The 20,246-nt window shown below is 74.1% G+C and carries 15 protein-coding genes and 2 tRNA genes; 9 read left to right on the top strand and 8 right to left on the bottom strand.

The window, feature by feature from the left end; genetic code table 11:
* Positions 1-233 precede the first annotated feature (233 nt).
* A complete protein-coding gene (locus ACFYUY_RS17525; protein ID WP_387901404.1) occupies positions 234-2,678 on the bottom strand; it encodes a transglycosylase domain-containing protein in 2,445 nt (814 codons plus the stop codon).
* Between the two features lie 222 nt (positions 2,679-2,900).
* Positions 2,901-2,974 (bottom strand) — tRNA-Lys (locus ACFYUY_RS17520).
* Between the two features lie 145 nt (positions 2,975-3,119).
* Between ACFYUY_RS17520 and ACFYUY_RS17515 the strand changes: the two genes are divergently transcribed.
* Complete coding sequence (locus tag ACFYUY_RS17515; RefSeq protein ID WP_387901402.1) at positions 3,120-3,968, top strand: DUF998 domain-containing protein; 849 nt, start codon at positions 3,120-3,122, stop codon at positions 3,966-3,968.
* A complete protein-coding gene (locus tag ACFYUY_RS17510; protein WP_387901399.1) occupies positions 3,965-4,846 on the top strand; it encodes an alpha/beta fold hydrolase in 882 nt (293 codons plus the stop codon). Before ACFYUY_RS17515 ends, ACFYUY_RS17510 begins: the two co-directional genes overlap by 4 nt.
* Positions 4,847-4,936: 90 nt before the next feature.
* On the opposite strand, the gene ACFYUY_RS17505 is transcribed toward ACFYUY_RS17510, so the two are convergent.
* The 4 genes from ACFYUY_RS17505 to ACFYUY_RS17490 form a co-directional block, all read right to left on the bottom strand.
* Positions 4,937-5,010: transfer RNA gene (locus tag ACFYUY_RS17505), tRNA-Lys, on the bottom strand.
* A 98-nt stretch (positions 5,011-5,108) separates the two neighbouring features.
* Positions 5,109-7,238, bottom strand: a complete 2,130-nt coding sequence (locus ACFYUY_RS17500; RefSeq protein WP_387901397.1) for a dipeptide ABC transporter ATP-binding protein — start codon at positions 7,236-7,238, stop codon at positions 5,109-5,111.
* Positions 7,235-8,170: an ABC transporter permease gene (locus tag ACFYUY_RS17495; protein WP_387901394.1), complete on the bottom strand. Its 936-nt coding sequence runs from the start codon at positions 8,168-8,170 to the stop codon at positions 7,235-7,237. The genes ACFYUY_RS17500 and ACFYUY_RS17495 overlap by 4 nt, the downstream gene beginning before the upstream one ends.
* A gap of 16 nt (positions 8,171-8,186) precedes the next feature.
* Positions 8,187-9,167 (bottom strand): ABC transporter permease, encoded by a 981-nt coding sequence (locus ACFYUY_RS17490; RefSeq protein ID WP_387901391.1) that lies wholly within the window; start codon positions 9,165-9,167, stop codon positions 8,187-8,189.
* A gap of 325 nt (positions 9,168-9,492) precedes the next feature.
* Between ACFYUY_RS17490 and ACFYUY_RS17485 the strand changes: the two genes are divergently transcribed.
* Positions 9,493-11,196, top strand: a complete 1,704-nt coding sequence (locus ACFYUY_RS17485) for an ABC transporter family substrate-binding protein (protein WP_387901388.1) — start codon at positions 9,493-9,495, stop codon at positions 11,194-11,196.
* Between the two features lie 449 nt (positions 11,197-11,645).
* Complete coding sequence (locus ACFYUY_RS17480) at positions 11,646-12,836, top strand: low temperature requirement protein A (RefSeq protein WP_387901386.1); 1,191 nt, start codon at positions 11,646-11,648, stop codon at positions 12,834-12,836.
* A 92-nt stretch (positions 12,837-12,928) separates the two neighbouring features.
* Here the strand turns inward: ACFYUY_RS17480 and ACFYUY_RS17475 are convergent, their stop codons facing one another.
* Positions 12,929-13,903, bottom strand: a complete 975-nt coding sequence (locus tag ACFYUY_RS17475; RefSeq protein WP_360209345.1) for a LysR family transcriptional regulator — start codon at positions 13,901-13,903, stop codon at positions 12,929-12,931.
* A 245-nt stretch (positions 13,904-14,148) separates the two neighbouring features.
* Here ACFYUY_RS17475 and snpA (ACFYUY_RS17470) point away from each other — a divergent pair, with 245 nt between their 5' ends.
* From snpA (ACFYUY_RS17470) to ACFYUY_RS17455, 4 genes are all read left to right on the top strand, one after another.
* Positions 14,149-14,799, top strand: a complete 651-nt coding sequence (gene snpA, locus ACFYUY_RS17470) for a snapalysin (RefSeq protein ID WP_360209342.1) — start codon at positions 14,149-14,151, stop codon at positions 14,797-14,799.
* Positions 14,800-15,142: 343 nt separating this feature from the next.
* Positions 15,143-15,766 carry a snapalysin gene (snpA, locus tag ACFYUY_RS17465; protein WP_360209339.1) on the top strand — a complete coding sequence of 208 codons (624 nt, stop codon included), beginning with the start codon at positions 15,143-15,145 and terminating at the stop codon, positions 15,764-15,766.
* Positions 15,767-16,036: 270 nt separating this feature from the next.
* On the top strand, positions 16,037-16,696 hold the full coding sequence (locus ACFYUY_RS17460) for a pentapeptide repeat-containing protein (RefSeq protein ID WP_360209337.1): 660 nt from the start codon (positions 16,037-16,039) through the stop codon (positions 16,694-16,696).
* 221 nt (positions 16,697-16,917) lie between these two features.
* Positions 16,918-19,023 (top strand): phosphocholine-specific phospholipase C, encoded by a 2,106-nt coding sequence (locus ACFYUY_RS17455; RefSeq protein ID WP_387901382.1) that lies wholly within the window; start codon positions 16,918-16,920, stop codon positions 19,021-19,023.
* A 9-nt stretch (positions 19,024-19,032) separates the two neighbouring features.
* On the opposite strand, the gene ACFYUY_RS17450 is transcribed toward ACFYUY_RS17455, so the two are convergent.
* Positions 19,033-19,836 (bottom strand): phosphoribosyl-dephospho-CoA transferase MdcG domain-containing protein, encoded by an 804-nt coding sequence (locus ACFYUY_RS17450; protein ID WP_360209331.1) that lies wholly within the window; start codon positions 19,834-19,836, stop codon positions 19,033-19,035.
* A gap of 174 nt (positions 19,837-20,010) precedes the next feature.
* On the opposite strand from ACFYUY_RS17450, the gene ACFYUY_RS17445 reads away from it, so the two are divergent.
* Positions 20,011-20,238 (top strand): hypothetical protein, encoded by a 228-nt coding sequence (locus tag ACFYUY_RS17445; RefSeq protein WP_387901380.1) that lies wholly within the window; start codon positions 20,011-20,013, stop codon positions 20,236-20,238.
* Positions 20,239-20,246: the final 8 nt, after the last annotated feature.

Raw genomic sequence — 20,246 nt, 5'->3', positions numbered from 1 at the left:
TGGGGCTGTTGATCCGTGCACCGACGCATTGTGACAGTCATACCGGAGCTTCGGTAAGGCGCCATTCCGGCATTTGGTCCTGCACGGAACTGTGCGCAGCGGCGCAATCACCTGCGCCGTCCCGCACCCGCCCGCGCACCCGCCCCGCAGGCCGCCCGAGGCCGCGCGAACCCCCTGGTGGCCGGCGCCCCGCGCCCGCGCCCCGGGTTCGGGGCCCGAACCCGGGGCCCCCGCTACTGACCGGAGGACGTCCCCGCCCCGGCCAGCGGGTCCGTCCCGCCGGTGGGCTGGGTGGTCGGCTGGGTGGTCGGGGCCGTGGGCGGGCCGGTGGTCGGCGTCGGCCTCGTGGTGGGCTTGGTCGTGGGCTTCGTCGTCGGCTGGGTGGTCGGCGGCGAGGTCGGCTGCCCGGTGGCGGGGTCGGTGGGCGCGGTGGTGGCACCGCCGCCCGGGTTCGGCCCGCCCGCCGGCGTCGACGCACCGGAGCCGTTGCCGTTGCCGTTCCCGGAGCCGGTCCGGGACCCGTCGCCGGGCTGGGCGCCCGGCGCGGTGGTGGCGCCCGAGCCGGTGCCGGTCGACGGCGTGGCGCTGGGCGAGAACGGCGCGGTCGGCAGGTCGCCGGGGTCGGCGGAGTCGCCACCGTCGGCCGGGTCCGGGAAGTCGGAGACCGGCAGCCCCTTGAGCGCGGCCTTCATGTAGCCGGTCCAGATCTGCGCCGGGTACTGGCCGCCCGCCGCGCCGTCGATCCCGCCGACGCCGCTCAGGCTGACCTGCGCGCCGGTGCCCGGCTCCTGGCCGAACAGGGCGACCGAGGTGACCAGCTCGGGGGTGTAGCCGACGAACCACACCGACTTCTGGTCGTCGGTGGTGCCGGTCTTGCCGGCCACCGGGCGCCCGAGCGCCTTGGCCCGCCAGCCGGTGCCGCCCGGGTCGCTCACCACGCCCTGGAGCATCGAGGTGACCTCGTTCGCGGTTTCCGAGCTGATCGCCTGGGTGGTCTTGTGGGCGGGCAGCGGGACGGCCTCGCCCTCGCGGTCGACCGACTGGACCAGCCACGGGGTGATCTGCTTGCCGCCGTTGTCCAGCGTGGCGTACACGCCGGCCATGTCGAGGACGCTGGGGGTGGCCGCACCCAGCGGGATGGACGGGACCGGGTCGAGCCCCGGGGTGTTGCCGGGCAGGCCCAGCGCGACACCGGTGTCCTTGACCTTCTGCAATCCGGTGTCCTGGGCCAACTGCGCGAAGGCCGAGTTGACCGACCAGTCGGTGGCCTGCTGCAGGGAGATCTGGCCGTAGCTCCTGTCGCCCTCGTTCGGCGGCGCGTACGGGGTGCCCTTGCCGCCGCGGACCTTGCGGCCGCTGGTGCCGTCGTAGACGGTGCGCGGGGTGACCGTCCGGCCGTCCTGGGTCTTGGCGTCGTTCTCGAACGCGGCGGCCAGGGCGATCGCCTTGAAGGTGGAGCCGGCCTGGTAGTCCCGCCGGGTCGCGTTGTCGACGTAGTGCTTGACGTAGTCCACGCCGCCGTAGAGGGCGACGACCGCCCCGGTCTTCGGGTCCACCGAGACGGCGCCGGCCTGGGCGGCCGCGTCCTTCTTCCGCTTGTCCGGGTTCAGGGTGTCGTGCAGCTGCGTCTGGACGGAGTCCTGCAGGGCCTGCTGGCGGCCCGGGTCGATGCTCAGCTTGATCGTGTAGCCGCCCTTGGCCAGCTCGCTCTCGCTGATGATCTGGTTGGCGGTGAGGTACTGGGTGGCTTCGTTGACCAGGTAGCCGGACTGGCCGGACAGGCCCGGGTTGGGCTGCGGGTCCCTGACGTCGGGGAAGGTGGTGGCGGCGCGGTCGGCGGCGGAGAGCCAGCCCTCCTTGACCATGCCGTCCAGCACGTAGTTCCAGCGGTTGACGGCGTTCTGCTTGCCGGCCGGGGTCGCGGTGGCCACGTCGTAGGCACTCGGCGCGTTCAGCAGGGTGGCCAGGTAGGCGCCCTGGGCGGGGGTGAGCGCGGAGGCGTCGACGCCGAAGTACGCCTGGGCGGCGGCCTGGATGCCGTAGGCGCCGCGGCCGTAGTAGGAGGTGTTCAGGTAGCCGGAGAGGACCTCGTCCTTGCTCTCGGTGGCGTCCACCTTGATGGCTATGAACAGCTCCTTCACCTTGCGGGTGACGGACTGCTTCTGGTTCAGGTACGTGTTCTTCACGTACTGCTGGGTGATCGTGGAGCCGCCCTGGGTGCCCTCTCCCTTGGCGGTGTTGACCGCGGCCCGGAGCAGGCCCTGCACGTTGACGGCGCCCTCGTGGTAGAAGTTGCGGTCCTCGGCGGCCAGCGCGGCGTGCTGCGCGGCGGGGGACACCTTGTCCAGCCCGACGTTCTGCCGGTTGGTCTGCCCGGTGCGGGTGATCACCGAGCCGTCCGCGTAGAGCCAGGTGTTGCTCTGCGCGGTGGCGGCGGCGTGCGCGTCGGGGACCTTCACCAGCGCGACGCCCAGGGCGAACAGGCCGACGCCGAGCAGCAGCGCCACGGCGAGGCCGAGCAGGCTCATCCGCCAGGTGGGGAGCAGCCGGCGCCAGCCGGTCCGCTTCGGACGGCGGGGCTTCTTGCCCCCCGGCGCGGGGGCGGTGCGCTTGAGGCGCTCGACCGGCCGGAGGCCGGCCAGCAGCGCGCGACGGCCGCTCTGGGCGTTCTCGGACAAGGCGCGGCCTTTCCTGCGGGCGGACGGACCGGCCTGCACAGACGGGGACATCGGCGGTTGGGGACCTTTGCCCCGATTCCGGTTTACTGCCCAGGACGAGCCGGGCGGGCCGGATGGCTCCGCCGGAACGGCAATCGAGACCGACATCACACGCAAAACGGACGTCGAGGGCCAAAAAATTGAGGAGCCCCTCGCTGTTGCGAGAGGCTCCCCAACTGTCTGTGCGCCGCCAGGGACTCGAACCCCGGACCCGCTGATTAAGAGTCAGCTGCTCTAACCAACTGAGCTAGCGGCGCCTGCTGACCTGGAAAACAATACACGGTTCCGGGGGGTGCTTCGAACCGGCCTCCGGGGGCCGCCAGGGCGCCCCGCCGGTGCCGCCGCCGAGGTGTCCGTTTCCGCCCGGTTGGGGTGCAGTTCGCCGCCGGTTAGGGTGGAACCGTGCCCAGCTCCCAGCCCGGACACCCGAACGCGCGGACGGCGACCGCCGCGCTGCTGCTGCTCAGTGCCGTGGCGTACACGGCCTGGGTGCTGGAGGTCGTGCTGAGCACCGGACTCGACCCGGTGCAGGCCTACATCAGCGAACTCGCGGCCGAGGACCAGCCGCTGGGCGGCCTGTTCCGGGCCACCGACCTGGTCGCCGGGCTCAGCGTGCTCGCCGCCGCCGTCACCGCGCTCGCCGGAGGCCGGGCCCGGCCCCGCGCTCCCCGCCCGGGGCGCCGACAGGCCCTGGTCGGCTGGTCCGCCCTGGCCCTGTTCGGTGCGGCGACGGCCGCCGACTCCCGGTTGCCGCTCAGCTGCGCCCCCACCAGCGACGAGATGTGCGCCGCCCGGGAGACCGCCGGGCTCGTCCCGGCGACCCACACCGCGCACGCCGTCACCAGCAGCCTGGCCATGCTCGGCGCGCTCACCGGAATGGCCGTGCTCACCCTCGCCGCCCGCCGGTACGGGTGGTGGCCGGCGGTGCGCAGGGCCGGGCCGTGGCTGCTCGGCGCCGAGCTGCTCGCCACCGGCTGGAGCCTCGCCGCGATCGCCGCCTTCGAGGCCGGTCGCGGCACCTGGGCGCTCGGGGCCGGGCAGCGGCTCCAGGTGCTGTTGGTCGCGTGCTGGCTGGCCGTGCTGGCCCGCGGCCTGGCCCGCCCGGACGGTGCGGCGGAGGACGCGAGGGTCGGGGCGACGGGCGACGTGACGGTCGGCGCGGCGGCGAACCGGGCACCCGGGGTGGCGGCGACCCCGGAGCCCGGCGCGGACCGGCGGGCCGGTCGGCCGGGGGGCCGGGGCCCGACATGACCGCACCCGCCGACCCCCGCACCCGGGCGCGCTTCCTGCGCGTGGACGGCGTCCCGCTGCACGTCCGCGTCGAGGGCGGCGGCCCGGTCTGCCTGCTCACCGGCGGCCTCGGCAGCAGCTGGTTCGACTGGGACCTCGTCGTGCCCTTCCTCGCGCCGTACCGCACCGTCGTCCGCTTCGACCGTCCCGGTTACGGGCTGAGCGCTCCGGAGCCCGCCGCGGGGCGGCCCGTGCCGACGCTGGCCGGCGAGGCCGGGCGGATCCGCGCGGTGCTGGACGGGCTCGGGCTGGCCGGCCCCTGCACCGCCGTGGGCCACTCGCTGGCCGCCTTCCACGTCGAGGCGTTCGCCCGGGTGCACCCGGACCGGGCCGCCGGGCTGGTCCTGGTCGACGGCAGCGTCGAGCCGGCGGCCCGGCCGTACCCGGCCCCCGCCGCCCGCGACCTGGCGGCCAGGGCGCTCGCCGGGGCCGCCACCGCCGTGGCCGTGCCGTACCTGTTCGGTCCGGCCGCCCGCCGGGCGGTGGCCCGGCTCTGCACCGTCCGCCGCGAGGACCTCGCCCCGCCGCCGCTGGTCCGGCGCTGCTACCGCACGGGCCGGTCGCTGCGTGCCCTGCTCCGGGAGAACACGAGCTACCTCGACATGGCCGCCGAACTGGACGTGCTGCGCGCCGCCCGGCCGTTGCCCGAGGGGCTGCCGGTCACGGTGCTGGCCGCCGACGACGGGTGCCGGACCCGCCGGACGGAGGCCTGGCTGGCCGGGCAGCGGGAGCTGGCCGCGCTGCTCGGGGCCGACTACCGCCCCACCGCCCCCGCCGGACACCTGGTGATGTTCGACCGCCCGGACGCGGTGGCCTCGGCCGTCCTCGACACCGGCTGACGCCCCCGGGGGCGCCGGTGCCACCCGGGCACCCAGCCCGGAAACGCCTCAGGCCGCCCACCGGAGTGGACGGCCTGAGACCTTGCCATGTGCGCCGCCAGGGACTCGAACCCCGGACCCGCTGATTAAGAGTCAGCTGCTCTAACCAACTGAGCTAGCGGCGCCTGCTGACCTGGAGAACATTACACGGCGCCGGGCCGATCCGCCGAATCGCTTTCGAGTGGTCACCCACCGTGACGATCCGCCGGTCGGCCCGGCCGGCCTACGCCGCCGGGAAGTGGCACGCCGCCTGGTGGTCCGACGCCCCGGCCGCAGCCCCCGGCCGCTCCCCGAGGCCCGGCCCGTCCCCGAGGCCCGGCCGCTCCTGCTCGCACCGCGCCCGCTCGGCGGAGCCGGTGAGCCCGGCGTACACCGGGCAGCGGGTCCGGAAGGCGCAGCCCGTGCGGCGCTCGGTGGGGGAAGGAGGGTCCCCGGCGAGCAGGATGCGCTCCCGGGCGCGTTCGGCGGCCGGGTCGGGCAGCGGGACGGCGGAGAGCAGGGCCCGGGTGTAGGGGTGCCGGGGGCGTTCGAAGACGGCGGAGACCTCGCCCTGTTCGACGGTCCGTCCGAGGTACATGACGCTGACCCGGTCGGCGAGGTGCCGGATCACCGAGAGGTCGTGGGAGACGAACAGGTAGGAGAGGCCGAGCTCGGCCTTGAGCGACTGGAGGAGGTTGAGCACCCCGGCCTGGATGGAGACGTCCAGTGCGGAGACCGGTTCGTCCAGCACCAGGAGCTTCGGCCGGACGGCCAGGGCCCGGGCGATGGAGACGCGTTGGCGCTGCCCGCCGGAGAACTGGTGCGGGTAGCGGACGGCGTGCGCCGGGTCGAGGCCGACCTGGCGCAGCAGCTCGGGCACCCGGCGGGCGATCTCGCCGGCGGCGGCGTGCTGGGCGCGCAGCGGCTCGGCGACGATGTCGCCGATCGGCATCCGGGGGTCGAGGCTGGCCATCGGGTCCTGGAAGACGATCTGCAGTTCGGCGCGGAGCCGGTGGGCCTCGGCCCGGGTGAGCTCGGCCGTGTCGCGGCCGAGCACCTCGATCCGGCCGGTCTCCGGGGCGGCGAGGTTCAGCAGTTCGAACAGGGTGGTGGACTTGCCGGAGCCGGACTCGCCGACCAGGCCGAGGGTCTCGCCCTCCCGCAGGTCGAGGTCGACGCCGTCGACCGCGTAGACCTCGCCGACCCGGCGCTTGAACACCGTCCCCTTGAGGAGGGGAAAGGTCTTTCCGAGGCCGCTGACCGAGAGCACCGGGGCCCGCGAGCCGCGGTCCGCCGGGGCGGCGGCGGCCGGCGGCAGCGCCGGCACCGGGTAGACCTCGGCGGGTGCGGGCCGGCGCCCGGCCAGCTCCGCCGAGCGCACGCAGGCCGCCAGGTGCTCCCCGTCCCCGGCTCCGCTCCCGTCCCCGTTCCCGGCTCCGCCCCCGGTCAGCGGCGGCTCCGCCGTCGTGCAGCGCTCCTCGGCCATCGGGCAGCGGGCGGCGAACGGGCAGCCCGGCGGCAGGTCGGCCATCGGCGCGGGGGTGCCGGGGATCGGCACGAGGGCGACGCCGCGCCCGTCCAGCCGGGGCACCGCACCGATCAGCCCGAGGGTGTAGGGGTGCTGAGGGGCCGTGAACAGCTCGTCCACCCCGGCCGACTCGACCACCCGGCCCGCGTACATCACCGCGACCCGGTCGGCCATGCCGGCGATCACCCCGAGGTCGTGGCTGACCAGGACCAGGGCCGCGCCGGTCTCCCGCCGCGCGGTGCGCAGCACGTCCAGCACCTGGGCCTGGATGGTGACGTCCAGGGCGGTGGTGGGTTCGTCGGCGAGCAGGACGTCGGGGTCGTTGGCGATCGCCATGGCGATCATGGCGCGCTGGCGCATGCCGCCGGAGAACTCGTGCGGGAAGCTGTCCAGGGCCCGTCCGGGGTCGGGGATCCCCACCAGCTCGAGGAGTTCGGCGGCCCGGCGGCGGGCGGCGGCCCGGTCGACCCGCTGGTGGATGCGGACCGCCTCGGCGATCTGGTCGCCGATCCGGTAGACCGGGGTGAAGGCGGACAGCGGGTCCTGGAAGACCATCGCGACCCGGCGGCCGCGGATCGCGGCGAGCTCGCGGCCGGGCAGTCCGACCAGCTCCCGCCCGTCCAGGCGCACCGAGCCGCGGAGTTCGGCGGTACCGGGCAGCAGGCCGAGCACGGACAGCGCGGTGACGGACTTGCCGGAGCCGGACTCGCCGACGATGCCGAGGGTCTCGCCGCGCCGCAGCGTGAGGTCCACCCCGCGGACGGCGGGGACCGGACCGTGCGGCCCGGCGAAGTCCACCCGGAGGTCCCGGACGGCGAGCAGGGGGGTGTCGACGGTGGTGGTCACGGGCGCTTCCTACGGGCGGAGCGGCGGCGGGGCGCGCTCCCGGCGGTGGGGTCGAGGGCGTCGCGCAGCCCGTCGCCGATCAGGTTGACGGCGAGGACGAACAGCACCAGCAGTCCGGCGGCGAAGTAGAACATCCAGGGGAAGACCGGGGCCTCGCTGGTGCCGGCGGCGAGCAGGGTGCCGAGCGAGACGTCCGGCGGTTTGACGCCGAACCCGAAGTAGGAGAGCGCGGTCTCGCTCATCACGGCGCCGCCGACGGCGATGGTCGCGTCGATGATGAGGAAGGAGGCGACGTTCGGCAGGACGTGCCGGGTGATGATCCGCAGCGGCCGGACGCCCATGAACCGTGCGGCGCGGACGAACTCGCGCTCGCGCAGGGAGATGGTCATCGAGCGGACCACCCGGGCGGTGATCATCCAGTTGAACAGGGCGAGCAGCAGCACGAAGGCGATCCAGCCGGCGCTGCGCAGCCGGGGCGAGACGACGGTGATGATCAGGAAGCTCGGGAAGACCAGCAGGAGGTCCACCAGGAACATCAGCACCCGGTCGGTCCAGCCGCCGAAGTAGCCGGCGCAGGCGCCGACCAGGGAGGCCAGCACGGTGGAGAACAGCGCCACCAGCAGGCCGATCACCAGGGACTTCTGCAGGCCCCGGACGGTCTGCGCGAACACGTCCTGGCCGATCCCGTTGGTGCCGAACCAGTGCTCGGCGGAGGGGGGTCGGTGCAGCGCGGTGAAGTCGGGGGTGGCGTAGTCCCAGGGCGTGAGGTACGGCCCGCCGAAGGCGAGCACGAACAGCAGCAGGACGACGACGGCTCCGGCGAGGGCTCCGCGGGCGGCGAGCAGCCGGGCGAGGACGAGCCGCCCGCGGCCGGCGGTCCGCGGCGCGGGGGTGGGGGCGGGCGCGGCCGGCTCCGCGGCGATGGTGGTCACGTCAGGTCACCTCCGGTCAGGACCGCACGCGCGGGTCGAGGGCGGCGTGCAGGGTGTCGGCGAGGAAGCCGGAGGCGAGGACGACCACGGCGGTGAACAGGTTGACCGCCACCACGGAGTTGACGTCCTGTTCGTTGATGGACTGGATCAGCCATTCGCCCATGCCGTGCCAGCCGAAGATGGTCTCGGTGAAGATCGCGCCGGTGAAGACGCCCAGGAAGCTGTAGGCGAACATCGTCGACATCGGGATCACGGCGGTCCGCAGCCCGTGCTTGAGCAGCGCCCGGCGCCGGGTGAGGCCCTTGGCCTCGGCGGTGCGCAGGTAGTCGGAGCCGAGCACGTCGAGCATGGTGCCGCGCTGGTAGCGGCTGTAGGTGGCGAGGCCGCCGAGGGCGAGCGAGACGGTGGGCAGCAGCAGGTGCAGCGCCCAGTCGGCGAGGTGGGCGCCGAGTCCGCCGGTCAGCCCGGGGGTCTCGTAGCCGGTGAACGGGACGACGTCGTGGCCGGCCGCGTCCTTGGCGGCGATGGCGCCGTTCTTGAGGAACAGGGCGACCAGGAAGACGGGGGTCGAGAGCAGGACGAAGGAGGTCACGGTGAGCAGCCGGTCGGAGAACCGGTACTGCCGGACGGCGCCCCACGCCCCGACGGCGACGCCGAGGAGCATGCCGAGCAGGCTGCCGACCAGCAGCAGGCGCAGCGAGACCCAGACCCGGCGACCGAAGTCGTCGGTGACCGGGGTGTCGTGGATGGTCTGGCCGAGGTCGCCCCGGAGCAGGCCGCCGGCCCAGTGGCCGAAGCGTTCGACGACCGGCGTGCGGTCGTTCAGGTTGAGCGCGGTGAGCTGGCGCTCCACCGACTCGGCGGCGGGGCGCGGGACCTTGGCGTCGAAGTAGGTGCGCGGTTGCAGGGCGGTCGCGGATATCGCGTACGCCAGGAACACGGCGGCGATCAGGAGCACGGCGTAGTAGCTCAGCCGCTTCGCCAGGTAACGGGGCATCAGCGTCCGCCCGGGGTGGCGGGGGCGGGGCCGACGCGTCTGGTGGGCATCGGGTGGTGGCCTTCGGTCGGAGGCCCGGTCCGGGCCCTCTGGGAAACAGCAGGTCAGAGTCTTGCACCGGCGCACGGCCGGGGTGTTGCGGTGGTGTTGCCGCGTGTGACGTCTGGATCAGGTGTGCGTTCCTCCCCCTGGTGGCGGATCTGATCCGCTGTTACGTTCTGCTGGCCCGGTGCCGAATTGGCTGCCCACGCTCAAGCCCCGCCACACCTCGCGCGGCCCAACTCCCGCTCTGAAGAACTCAGAAGAACTCACCAGGGGGACTCCCATGGACGCTTCCACCACGGCCCGCCGACTCGGCCGGGCCACCGCCCTCGCGGCCGCCGTCGCGCTGGCGGTCACCGCGTGCACCTCGGGCGGGGGCGGGTCGGCCGACACCGTGGCCAAGAGCGAGCCGCCGAGACAGGACTCCCAGGACATCAACGCCAAGCCGCTGGACCAGGTGAAGGACGGCGGCGAGCTGCGCCTGCCGCTCTACCAGTGGATCAGCCAGTGGAACCCGTTCCAGGTGGACGGCACCTACGGCGACGCGGTCTCGATCATGCGCGCGCTGGAGCCGTCGCTGTTCAACACCGACCCCTCCGGCAGCTTCCTGCCGAACACCGACTACCTGTTGGAGGCCAAGGTCACCTCGACCTCGCCGCAGGTGATCACCTACAAGCTCAACCCCAAGGCCAAGTGGTCGGACGGGAAGCCGCTGAGCTACCTGGACTTCAAGGCGGACTGGCAGACCAGCAACGGCAAGGACCCGGCGTACAACATCTCCGACCCCTCCGGCTACGAGCAGATCTCCGCCGTCGAGCAGGGCGCGGACCCGTCCGAGGTGAAGGTGACCTTCTCGGAGCCGTACGCGGACTGGCAGAACCTGTTCCGCCCGCTGATCCCGGCGGCCGGCATCGCCACCCCGGACGACTTCAACAAGGGCTGGGTGGACAGGATCCCGATCACCGCCGGCGCGCTGAAGGTCGGGTCGGCGGACAAGACCGCGCAGACCCTCACCCTCGTCCCGGACCCGGCCTGGTGGGGCACCCGGGCCAAGCTCGACCGGATCACCTTCCGGGTGATGTCCCAGTCGGCGACCACCCAGGCGTACCTCAACAACGAGATCGACCTCGCCACGGCTGGCACCGCGACCGCGTACGGGCAGCTCAAGGACGCCAAGGACACCGTGATCCGCAGCGCGAGCCCGTGGGACGAGGTGCACATATCCTTCGGCGGCGGCGGCGCGCTGGCCGACCAGAAGGTCCGCCAGGCGCTCGGCAAGGCGCTCGACCGGTCCGCGTTGATCAAGATCGCCAACAACGGGGTGCCGGTGGAGTTCAAGCCGCTCGGCAACCACATCCTCATGCCCAACCAGGCCGGCTACCAGGACAACTCCGGCGAGTGGGCCAGGTTCGACCTCGCCGCGGCCAGGAAGCTGCTGGACGAGGCCGGCTGGAAGGACGCCGGCAGCGGTCAGCCGCGCACCCGGGACGGCAAGCCGCTGGAGCTGCACTGGGTGGTCAACGACGCCACCCCGCAGGCCCAGATCGACCTGGCCACCGCGGCGGCGGCGATGTGGCAGGCGGCCGGCGTCAAGGTCGACCTGGACAAGGTGCCGTCCAACGACTTCTTCACCAAGTACGTGAACCCGGGCAAGTTCGAGATCGCGAGCTGGCGCAACACCGATTCCTTCCCGCTCTCCAAGAGCCTGCCCAACTTCCGCCTGCCGGTGGGCGACAACACCTTCAACAACCCGTCCCGGCTGGGCAGTCAGGAGATCGACGACCTGCTGAAGAAGGCGGCCGGGACGGTCGACGCGGCGGAGGCCGCGAAGCTCTACAACCAGGCGGACGCGAAGATCTGGGAGCTCGGCCACACCGTCGAGCTCTACCAGCGGCCGGTGGTGCTGGCGACGCGCAAGGGCCTCGCCAACTACGGCGCCTTCGGGCTCGCGGGGGAGGACTACGCCAAGGTCGGCTGGGAGAAGTAGCCCCCGTCGCGGGTGCGGCGGCACCGGCCGCACGGCAGGCGCTGGCGAGCAGCGCGGTGATCACGAGGCCGGTGGTGCGGACACGGCTGGGTCGGCTGCGCCGCCCCCGCTGTCCTGCCACCGGCCTTGACCTTCCGCGTTGCCCGCAGGCCGCCCGTGTCGTGGGGCCCCGCAGGGCCCGCGCTCTTCCAACCGGGGACGAATCTAGCCGGATGGTCCGGCGGGTCGCGCGCGCAGCGCGCGGGCGCGCCCGGAAACCCGTCGCGCTGTCACCCGGTTCGCGCACCCGGACGTCAACTACGGCTGACGGCAAGGAAAAAAGGGGCGAACCGGCACATCGTGCCCGGGTGTACGAACGGCCGGACCCGTCGCGCCGGTGCGTGCGCCGGGCCCGGGCCGCTGCCAGGATGCGCGGGAGAGCCCGCCCCTCCCACCCCGGAGCAGCACCGATGGCCAGCGATTCCGCCGCAGCCCCCCACCCGCGTCCCGCCGATCCGCGCCCGGTGCGCCGGATGGTCCCGCGCGACCGCAACGAGCCGCACCGGGTCGCCACCCCGCTGGAGCTCTTCTTCGACCTCTGCTTCGTGGTCGCGGTCGGGCAGGCCGGGCGCGAGCTCGCCCACGACCTGGCGGCCGGCCACTACGGCGAGGGCCTGCGCGGATACGTCCTCGCCTTCTTCGCGATCTGGTGGGCCTGGATGAACTTCACCTGGTTCGCCTCCGCGTACGACTGCGACGACGTGCCGTACCGGATCACCACGCTGGTGCAGATCGCCGGCGTGCTGATCCTCGCGGCCGGGGTGCCGCGCCTGTTCGCCACCCAGGACCTGACGCTGGCGGTCACCGGGTACGTGGTGATGCGCCTGGCGATGGTCACCCAGTGGCTGCGCGCGGCGGCCAGCGAGCAGGGCGAGGCGAGGCGGGTCGCACTGAGGTACGCGCTGGGGATCACGCTGTGCCAGATCGCCTGGGTGGTGCTGCTCTTCCTGCCGGACGCCGCCCGGCCGTACGTCATCCCGATCGGCGTGCTGGCCGAACTGGCCGTGCCGGTGGTGGCCGAGCTGCGGATGCAGACCACCTGGCACCCGCACCACATCGCCGAGCGGTACGGGCTGTTCACCCTGATCGTGCTCGGCGAGACGGTGGCGGCGGCGACCATCGCGGTGCAGTCGGCGGTGGACGAGCACGAGGGGCTGGGCCGGCTGCTGCCGGTGGCGGCCGGCGGCCTGCTGATCTGCTTCTCCGCCTGGTGGATCTACTTCGCCCGGTCGGTGCACGAGCACCTGCGCTCCAACCGGCAGGCCTTCGCCTGGGGCTACGGCCACTACCTGGTGTTCGGCGCGGCCGCCGCGATCGGCACCGGGCTGGAGGTGGCGGTGGAGTCGGCCGTGCACAAGGCGGAGATCTCGGCGACGGCGGCCACCGCGACCGTCACCGTGCCCACCGCGCTCTACCTGTTCACCGTCTGGCTGCTGCACTCCCGGCACACCAAGACCGGTCTGGCGCAGGCGCTCGCCCCGGCGGGGGCGGTGCTGGTGCTGGCCTGCACCGCGCTCGGCGGCTCCGGGGTGCTCGCGGCGGGCCTGGTCTGCGCGCTGACCGTGGCGGTCGGGGTGGTGCTGCACACCCGCGAGGGCTGACCGCGCCGCCGGGAGGCCGGCCGCACCGGGCCGGGCCGGGCCGGGGCGGGACCGGCCGGGTCGGGCGCTCTGGCGGGACCCGGCCGGTCCGGTCAGGCGCACTCCAGCAGGACCGGCTCGTGCCGGGCCAGCCAGTCCAGGTACGCCGGGTTGACCCTGGCCAGGTCCAGGTAGGCGGCGCGCAGTTCGTCGTACAGCGTGTCCAGGGCGGGCGGGCTGAGCGAGCGCGCCCGCCAGGTGAACAGCAGCCGGACGGCCAGCGGGTCCCCGTGCACGGGGCGCACCACGGTGCCCGGCCCGGGGGCGGACGTCGGCTGGCACGGCCGGACGGCCTCGCCGGAGGCGACCAGTTCGGCGGCGGTCGCGTTGTCCCGGACCTGGACGACCCGGGGGTTGAGCCCGGCCTCGCTGAACACCCGGCGCATCGCCGCGTACTCGTGGTCGGCGGTCGGGTCGACCATCCAGGTGTCCTCGGCGAGGTCGGCGAGGTGGACGACCGTCCGGGCGGCGGCCGGGTGGCCGGTGGCGAGCGCGACGAACTGCGGCTCCCGGGCCATCAGCACCCGGTGCTCGGCGTCCGGCGGCACCCGCAGCGGGAAGCCCTCGCTCTCGTTCACGAAGGCCACGTCCAGCTGGTCGGCGGCGACCAGCCGCAGCAGCGCGCTGGCGGAGACGTCGACGTGGATGGTGGTGTCGGTCTCCGGAAGCCGTTCGTGGACCCGGCGCAGCCAGGCGGCGACCGCCCGGCTGCCCACGCTGCCGATGCGCAGCCGCCGCTGCCGACCGGGGCCGGCCGCGTCGCGGGCCTCCTGGCGGGCGGCGGCGACCAGGGCGGCCATCTCGGCGATCACCGGCCGGGCCCGGGACAGCACCGAGTGGCCGAGCGCGGTGGGCCGGCTGCCGGTCTGCTCGCGGGTGAACAGGGCACCGCCGACGGCCCGTTCGATGCGGTGCAGCTGGGTGGTGAGGGAGGGCTGGGTCATGCCGAGTTGGAGCGCGGCCTTGCGGAGGCTGCCGGCGTCGGCGACCGCGCACAGCACCCGGAGGTGTCTCACGTCGAGCTCCACCCGGGGAGCATAGACGTCGACGGCCTTTCTCGCCAAGGACATGACAGAGGGTCAAGCGGCGGGGACCGCCGGTATGCGGCCGCGCTATCGCCGGTTGACATCATCCGCGCCGGGCGCGGACGGGTCGAAGCTCGGGTGCAGCGAATCCGCCCCGGCCCCCGGTCGGGGCGCCCCACCGTCCGCCGCCGCCGCGTCCGGCCCCCACCGGTCCGGCGGTCGGCGCACCGCGAATCCGGAGCCCCCACATGAATCGATCCGTGCTGTCCGCCGCCCTCGGCCTGGTCCTCGCCGCGGGCCTCGCCGGCCTGCCCGCCACCGCCGTCGCCGCACCCGCCACCGCCCCGCCCGCCGCGGCCGTCCAGGGCTACACCGCCCCGGCGTACGCCGGTTCGGCCGCCGAGGCCGCGGACAACCAGGCGTTCTTCCGGGCCGTGACGGCCTCCGTCCGGGCCAAGCGAGCCGCGAACCCGTGGCTGCAGACCGTCACCGTCACCTACGACACCGCCAACGCGCCCTCCTTCACCGGCCAGATAGCCCAGGCCGCGCAGATCTGGAACAGCTCGGTGCGCAACGTCCAGCTCCAGGAGACCGGCGGTGGCGGCGACTTCTCCTACTACGAGGGCAGCGACAGCCGTGGCTCCTACGCCAGCACCGACGGCCACGGCCACGGCTACGTCTTCCTCGACTACCAGCAGAACCAGGAGTACGACTCGCTCCGCGTCACCGCGCACGAGACCGGTCACGTGCTCGGCCTGCCCGACGACTACTCGGGCCCGTGCAGCGAGTTGATGTCCGGCGGCGGCCCCGGCCCGTCCTGCACCAATCCCTACCCCGACGGCAACGAGCGCGGCCAGGTCGACGCCCTCTGGGCGAACGGTGTCGCGCCCGCGAACTGACCGCCACCTCCCGCGAACACCCGCCCCGGCAGCCGAGTCGGTGCCGTCCTCGGGAGCAGCGGGCCGCCCGGCCGGAATCGGGCGGCCCGCCGCTTCGGTTACTTCCCCGCGCCGAGCCTAGCCCCCGGCGGAACCGAAAGCCAGGGGCACGCGCGGGTCAAGGCGAGGAAAAGGACGTTCCAAATCCCGCCGCCCGAAGGGGTATTGGGTCGGGCTATCACCGGTTGACATCATCCGCCCGCCCGCCGGGCTGCCCGAAGCTCTGGGACATCACCCGCTGACCAGGTGTCCCCCCAAGCCGGCCCCCAACCCGGCCGGACACCACCGGAATCGGAGCCCCCACATGAAGCGATCCGTGCTGTCCGCCACCCTGGGCCTCGCCCTCGCCGCCGGCCTCGCCGTGCTGCCCACCACCGCCGCGGCCGCCGCCACCCCCGCCGCGGCCGTCCAGGGCTACACCGCCTCGACGTACGCCGGCTCGGCCGCCGAGACCGCGGACAACCAGGCGTTCTTCCAGGCCGTGATGGCCTCCGCCAAGGCCAAGCAGGCCGCCAACCCGAACCTGGCCACCGTGGTCGTCACCTACGACGCCAGCTCGGCGCCGAGCTTCCGCAACCAGATCTCCCAGGCCGCACAGATCTGGAACAGCTCGGTCAGCAACGTCCAGCTGCGCTCCGGCTCGGCCGCCGACTTCCGCTACTACGAGGGCAACGACAGCCGCGGCTCCTACGCCAGCACCGACGGCCACGGGCGCGGCTACATCTTCCTCGACTACCAGCAGAACCGGCAGTACAACTCGGTGCGGGTGACCGCGCACGAGACCGGTCACGTGCTCGGCCTGCCGGACCACTACTCGGGCCCGTGCAGCGAGCTGATGTCCGGTGGCGGCCCCGGCACCTCCTGCACCAACCCCTACCCGAACAGCACCGAGCGCAGCCGCGTCAACTCCCTCTGGGCGCGCGGCTGATCCCCCGGTGACCGCCCCGGCCCGGCCGCCGTCCGCAGCGGCCGGGCCGGGGCGCCCGCGCGTCACGGGCCGTCTCCTGCCCGTCTCCTGCCCGACGACGCGGCCGGTGTCGCGGCCCCGCGCGTCGCCCGGGCGGGCGCCCGGCGTGCTCCGGGGCGTTGTCGGTACCGCGTGCGAGCATGCGGGCGAGACCCGTCCGACCGCCGCGACGGCTCCGGCCGGCGCCGACCGCTCCGGTCGTCCGTGCCGCCCGACCGTGAGGTGCCCGCCATGCCGCGCTCCGTCCCCGACCAGCTCGCCGACCTGCCCTACGCGGAGCTGCTCAGCCCGCACACGGGGGCGCTGCGCAGTGACGAGCACTACGACACCGTGCACTTCGACGGTGGCGAGCACACCGACGAGTCGGCCGCCGGGGCGGCCTTCCTGGAGTGCGCCTTCACCGGGGTCGCGCTCAGCGGGGTCAAGCTGCGCCAGGCCCGGTTCAACGAGGTCTGGGTGCAGGCCGGCCGCTGGGTGGCCTGCGACCTGAGCGACTCCGAGTGGCAGGACACCGCCGTCCTGGGCGGCGTGCTCGCCGGGGTGGCCGCGCACGGCTCGGCGCTGCGCCGGGTGGTGTTCCGGGGCTGCAAGCTGGAGGCGGTCAACCTGCGGGCCGCGGTCCTGCGGGACGTCGTCTTCGAGGACTGCCTGCTGCGCGACGTGGACTTCGGCGGGGCCAGGCTGACGGAGGTCTCCTTCCCCGGCTCGACGCTGGAGGAGGTCCGGCTGCGCGGCGCCACCCTGAGCGGGGCCGACCTGCGCGACGCCGCCCGGCTCGGCCTGGCGGACGGCCACGAGGGGCTGCGCGGGGCGGTCATCAGTTCCACCCAGCTGCTGGAGCTGGCGCCGCAGTTCGCCCACGCCCTGGGGATCACGGTGCGGGACCGCTGACCCCGGCCCCGCCGTCCCTCCGGGCCAGGCCCCCGCCGTCCCTCCCCGGGGTTTCCGCCGCCCGTTCAGCCCGCCGTCGTTCGGTGACGGCCGGACGAACAGTCCACCAATCCTGCCGCGGGCATCTGGTGGGCCGCTCGGGCCGCGGTGGAAGATGCTGCGCGATCGATGAGCCCCGACTTGTGTACACAACATCGCCAGCGAAGGGACGGGCCGGACTGATGGCCGAGCTGAGTCGTAGGAAGTTCGTCACGCTGTCCGGAGCCGCGGCGGCGGGCCTCGCCGTGGCCGGCAGCGGGGCGGCGGGGGCCGCCCCGAGCACCGCGGGAACCACCGCCACCACCGCCACCGCCACCGCCGCCACCGCCGCCACCGCCGGCCTCCGGCAGAGCGGCACCATCGCCGACGCGCAGCACGTGGTGATCCTGATGCAGGAGAACCGCAGCTTCGACCACTACTTCGGCACCCTGCGCGGCGTGCGCGGCTTCGCCGACCGCAGCGCCATCCAGATCTCCGGCGGCTACAGCGTCTTCAACCAGCCCAACGGGCTCGGCCGCCAGTACCCGTGGCAGTTCAGCCAGACCAAGCCGGCCGGCGGGGCCGACCCCGAGCGCCTCGCCCAGTGCAACGGCGACCTCGCGCACGGCTGGAGCGACCAGCACAAGGCCTGGAACGGCGGCAAGCTCGACTCCTGGGTCGCCGCCAAGGGCAACGTCCGCACCCTCGGGTTCCTCACCCGCCAGGACATCCCGTTCCACTACGCGCTGGCCGAGAACTGGACCATCTGCGACGCTTACCACTGCTCGGTGCTGAGCGCGACCGGCCCCAACCGCACCTACCACTGGTCGGGCCAGATCGACCCGGCCGGCGCCGCCGGCGGTCCGGCCTACGACGGCGGCGACGAGAAGGGCCTGCGCTGGCAGACCTACGCCGAGGCGCTGGAGAACGCCGGCGTGAGCTGGAAGGTCTACCAGAACGCCGCCGACAACTACGGCGACAACGCGCTGGCCTACTTCACCCAGTTCGCGAACGCCCCGGCCGGCAGCCCGCTGGCCGTCAAGGGCATGGGCTCGGTGCCCAAGGTCACCGGCCGCACCCCGGACGACATCGTCGCCGCGATCAGGGCCGACGTGCTCAACGGCACCCTGCCGCAGGTCTCCTGGATCGTCCCGGACCAGGCCTCCTCCGAGCACCCCTACGCCACCCCGGCCGACGGCGCGCACTTCGTCCACAACGTGGTCGACGCGCTGAACGCGAACCCGGACGTCTTCAACTCCACCGTCCTGTTCGTCAACTACGACGAGAACGACGGCTTCTTCGACCACGTCCCGCCGCCGGTCGCCCCGGCCGGCACGCCCGGCGAGTTCTACAGCGGCACCAACATCGGCCTCGGCTTCCGCGTCCCGCTGATCGCGGTCTCGCCGTGGACCCGCGGCGGCTGGGTCAACTCCGAGACCTTCGACCACACCTCGGTGCTGCGCTTCCTGGAGGCCTGGACCACCGCCCTCGGCACCCCGGCCACCTGTCCGAACATCAGCGACTGGCGCCGCCGCGTCTGCGGCGACCTCACCAGCGCCTTCGACTTCGCCAACCCGGTCTACGGCCTGCCCGCGCTGCCGGACACCTCGCAGACCATCGGCCTGTCCGCCTGCGGCCCGCTGCCCAACCCGGCGCCGGTGAACAACCAGCTGCCGCTCCAGGAGTCCGGCACCCGGCAGGCCCGCGCCCTGCCGTACCAGCCGAACGCCAACCTGGACCACCTGGAGTTCGGCTCCGGCGGGGTGATGAAGGTCTGGATCGCGATGGCCAACCAGGGCGCGGCCGCCACCAAGTCCGCGCACTTCGCGGCCTACGCCAACGCCTACCGCAGCGGCGGCCCCTGGCAGTACACCGTCGACCCGGGCGGCAGCACCAGCGACTTCTTCAACTGCGGCACCGGCTTCGGCGGCGGCCCGTACGACCTCACGGTGGTGGGCCCCAACCGCTTCCTGCGCCGCTTCAAGGGCGACGCCACGAAGGCGGGCAAGAACGCGGCCGTCACCGCCTCGTACGCGGTCGAGCCGGGCACCGGCAAGCTGGCGCTCTACTTCCGGCTCGCCAACTCCGGCAGCACCCCGCTCACCTTCACCATCGCGTCGAACAACTACCGCACCGACGGCCCCTGGACGTACCAGGTGCCGGCCGGCGGCAGCGTGAGCGACTACTTCAACGCGGTGGCCTACGGCAACGGCTGGTACGACTTCACCGTCACGGTGGACGCGGACGCCACCTGGTCGCAGCGGTTCACCGGGCACCTGGAGACCGGCGCGCCCAGCGTCAGCGGCTGACCGCACCCCTCAGTACAACGGGCCCCGGGGGAACCACGGATCGTGGACCTCCCGGGGCCCGTACGGCGTCAGCAGGGTGAGCGCCTGCGGCCCCGCCGCGTACTCCGCCAGCAGCACCGCGCCGTAGCGGGTCTCCAGTTCGGCCTGCACCGGCACCGGCAGCTTGCTCAGCGCGCGCCGCAGCTGGAGCGCGTCCCGCCGGCTGACCGGGTGCGGGGCCCGCAGCACCAGCCGCAGCGGGCTCAGCGGCCCGGCGACCGGCACCCCGCTGCCCAGCTCGTAGCCGACCGCGCCGATCGGGCCCCAGGCCAGCCGGTGGTCGGCGACCAGCCGGTCGACCTCCGGCAGCAGCGCCAGGGCCGGGACGTCGGCGAGCCGTCCGGGGGCCAGCCGGGCCCGCCGGGCCACCAGCTGCTCCGGCCGCAGGGTCCGGGCGACGGCCGCCCAGGGCGCCAGCGCGTCCAGGCGCTGACCGGGCCGCGCGCCGCGCACCGTCACCGGGATCCACTGGTCGGGCGCCGGGGCGTCGTCCCGGGCGCAGCGCTGCGGGCCCGGCGCGGTCGGCGCCGCGAGCAGCACGGGCGCCCGCCCGACGGTGACCCACGGGTGCGCGCGCAGCACCGCCCGGGCCCAGGGCGGCAGTGCGCCACCGGCGAGCGGCCGCAGCGAGCCCGGGCACTGCATCAGCAGCAGGTCGTGCGGTCCGGGCAGCCGTCCGTCCAGTGCGGCCAGCGGGCCGACCCGGCGGCGCGGTCCGTCGTGCAGGTCCTCGGCGGGGCGCCGGGTGGGGCGTTCGGGGTGGGCGACGGTCACAGCGGGCTCCAGACGGTGGACGTCAGATCGGCCGACGGCTCCACCCTGCGCCCGCCGCGGGCTGCCCCGCTACGGCCCTTGGACGCGTCCGACCGGGACCAAGGACTCAAGGTGCGGCGGTCCGGCACCGGTGTGAGAGTGGGGGCAGCCCGGTATCCGTCCGGAGGAGGAGTCATGGGCATCTTCGACAGGTTCCGCCACAAGGCGCACGACACCGCCGGGCAGGACGCCACCGAGCGCGCCGCCCTGGCCCACGACGAGGCCGCCGACGCGTACAGCGACGAGGTCGAGCGGGCGAGGGGGACCCGCGAGTCTGAGCGGCTCTCCGCGCAGTCCGCGCAGGAGGAGGCCGACCGGCGCGCCGCCGAGAACATGACGGCCGAGGGCGACCCCTGGGACTGACCGGGCCG

Source organism: Kitasatospora sp. NPDC004745, from assembly GCF_042873275.1.
Lineage (GTDB): Bacteria > Actinomycetota > Actinomycetes > Streptomycetales > Streptomycetaceae > Kitasatospora.
Note: the sequence above shows the minus strand (reverse complement) of the source record. Positions and strands in the feature narration are given on the sequence as shown.

Excerpts from the sequence above, each read along its gene's own strand:
- snpA (WP_360209339.1), top strand. The coding sequence starts at position 15,143 with ATGAAGCGATCCGTGCTGTCCGCCACCCTGGGCCTCGCCCTCGCCGCC.
- ACFYUY_RS17485 (WP_387901388.1), top strand. The coding sequence starts at position 9,493 with ATGGACGCTTCCACCACGGCCCGCCGACTCGGCCGGGCCACCGCCCTC.
- ACFYUY_RS17510 (WP_387901399.1), top strand. The coding sequence starts at position 3,965 with ATGACCGCACCCGCCGACCCCCGCACCCGGGCGCGCTTCCTGCGCGTG.
- ACFYUY_RS17445 (WP_387901380.1), top strand. The coding sequence starts at position 20,011 with ATGGGCATCTTCGACAGGTTCCGCCACAAGGCGCACGACACCGCCGGG.
- ACFYUY_RS17490 (WP_387901391.1), bottom strand. The coding sequence starts at position 9,167 with ATGCCCCGTTACCTGGCGAAGCGGCTGAGCTACTACGCCGTGCTCCTG.
- ACFYUY_RS17460 (WP_360209337.1), top strand. The coding sequence starts at position 16,037 with ATGCCGCGCTCCGTCCCCGACCAGCTCGCCGACCTGCCCTACGCGGAG.
- ACFYUY_RS17480 (WP_387901386.1), top strand. The coding sequence starts at position 11,646 with ATGGCCAGCGATTCCGCCGCAGCCCCCCACCCGCGTCCCGCCGATCCG.
- ACFYUY_RS17455 (WP_387901382.1), top strand. The coding sequence starts at position 16,918 with ATGGCCGAGCTGAGTCGTAGGAAGTTCGTCACGCTGTCCGGAGCCGCG.
- snpA (WP_360209342.1), top strand. The coding sequence starts at position 14,149 with ATGAATCGATCCGTGCTGTCCGCCGCCCTCGGCCTGGTCCTCGCCGCG.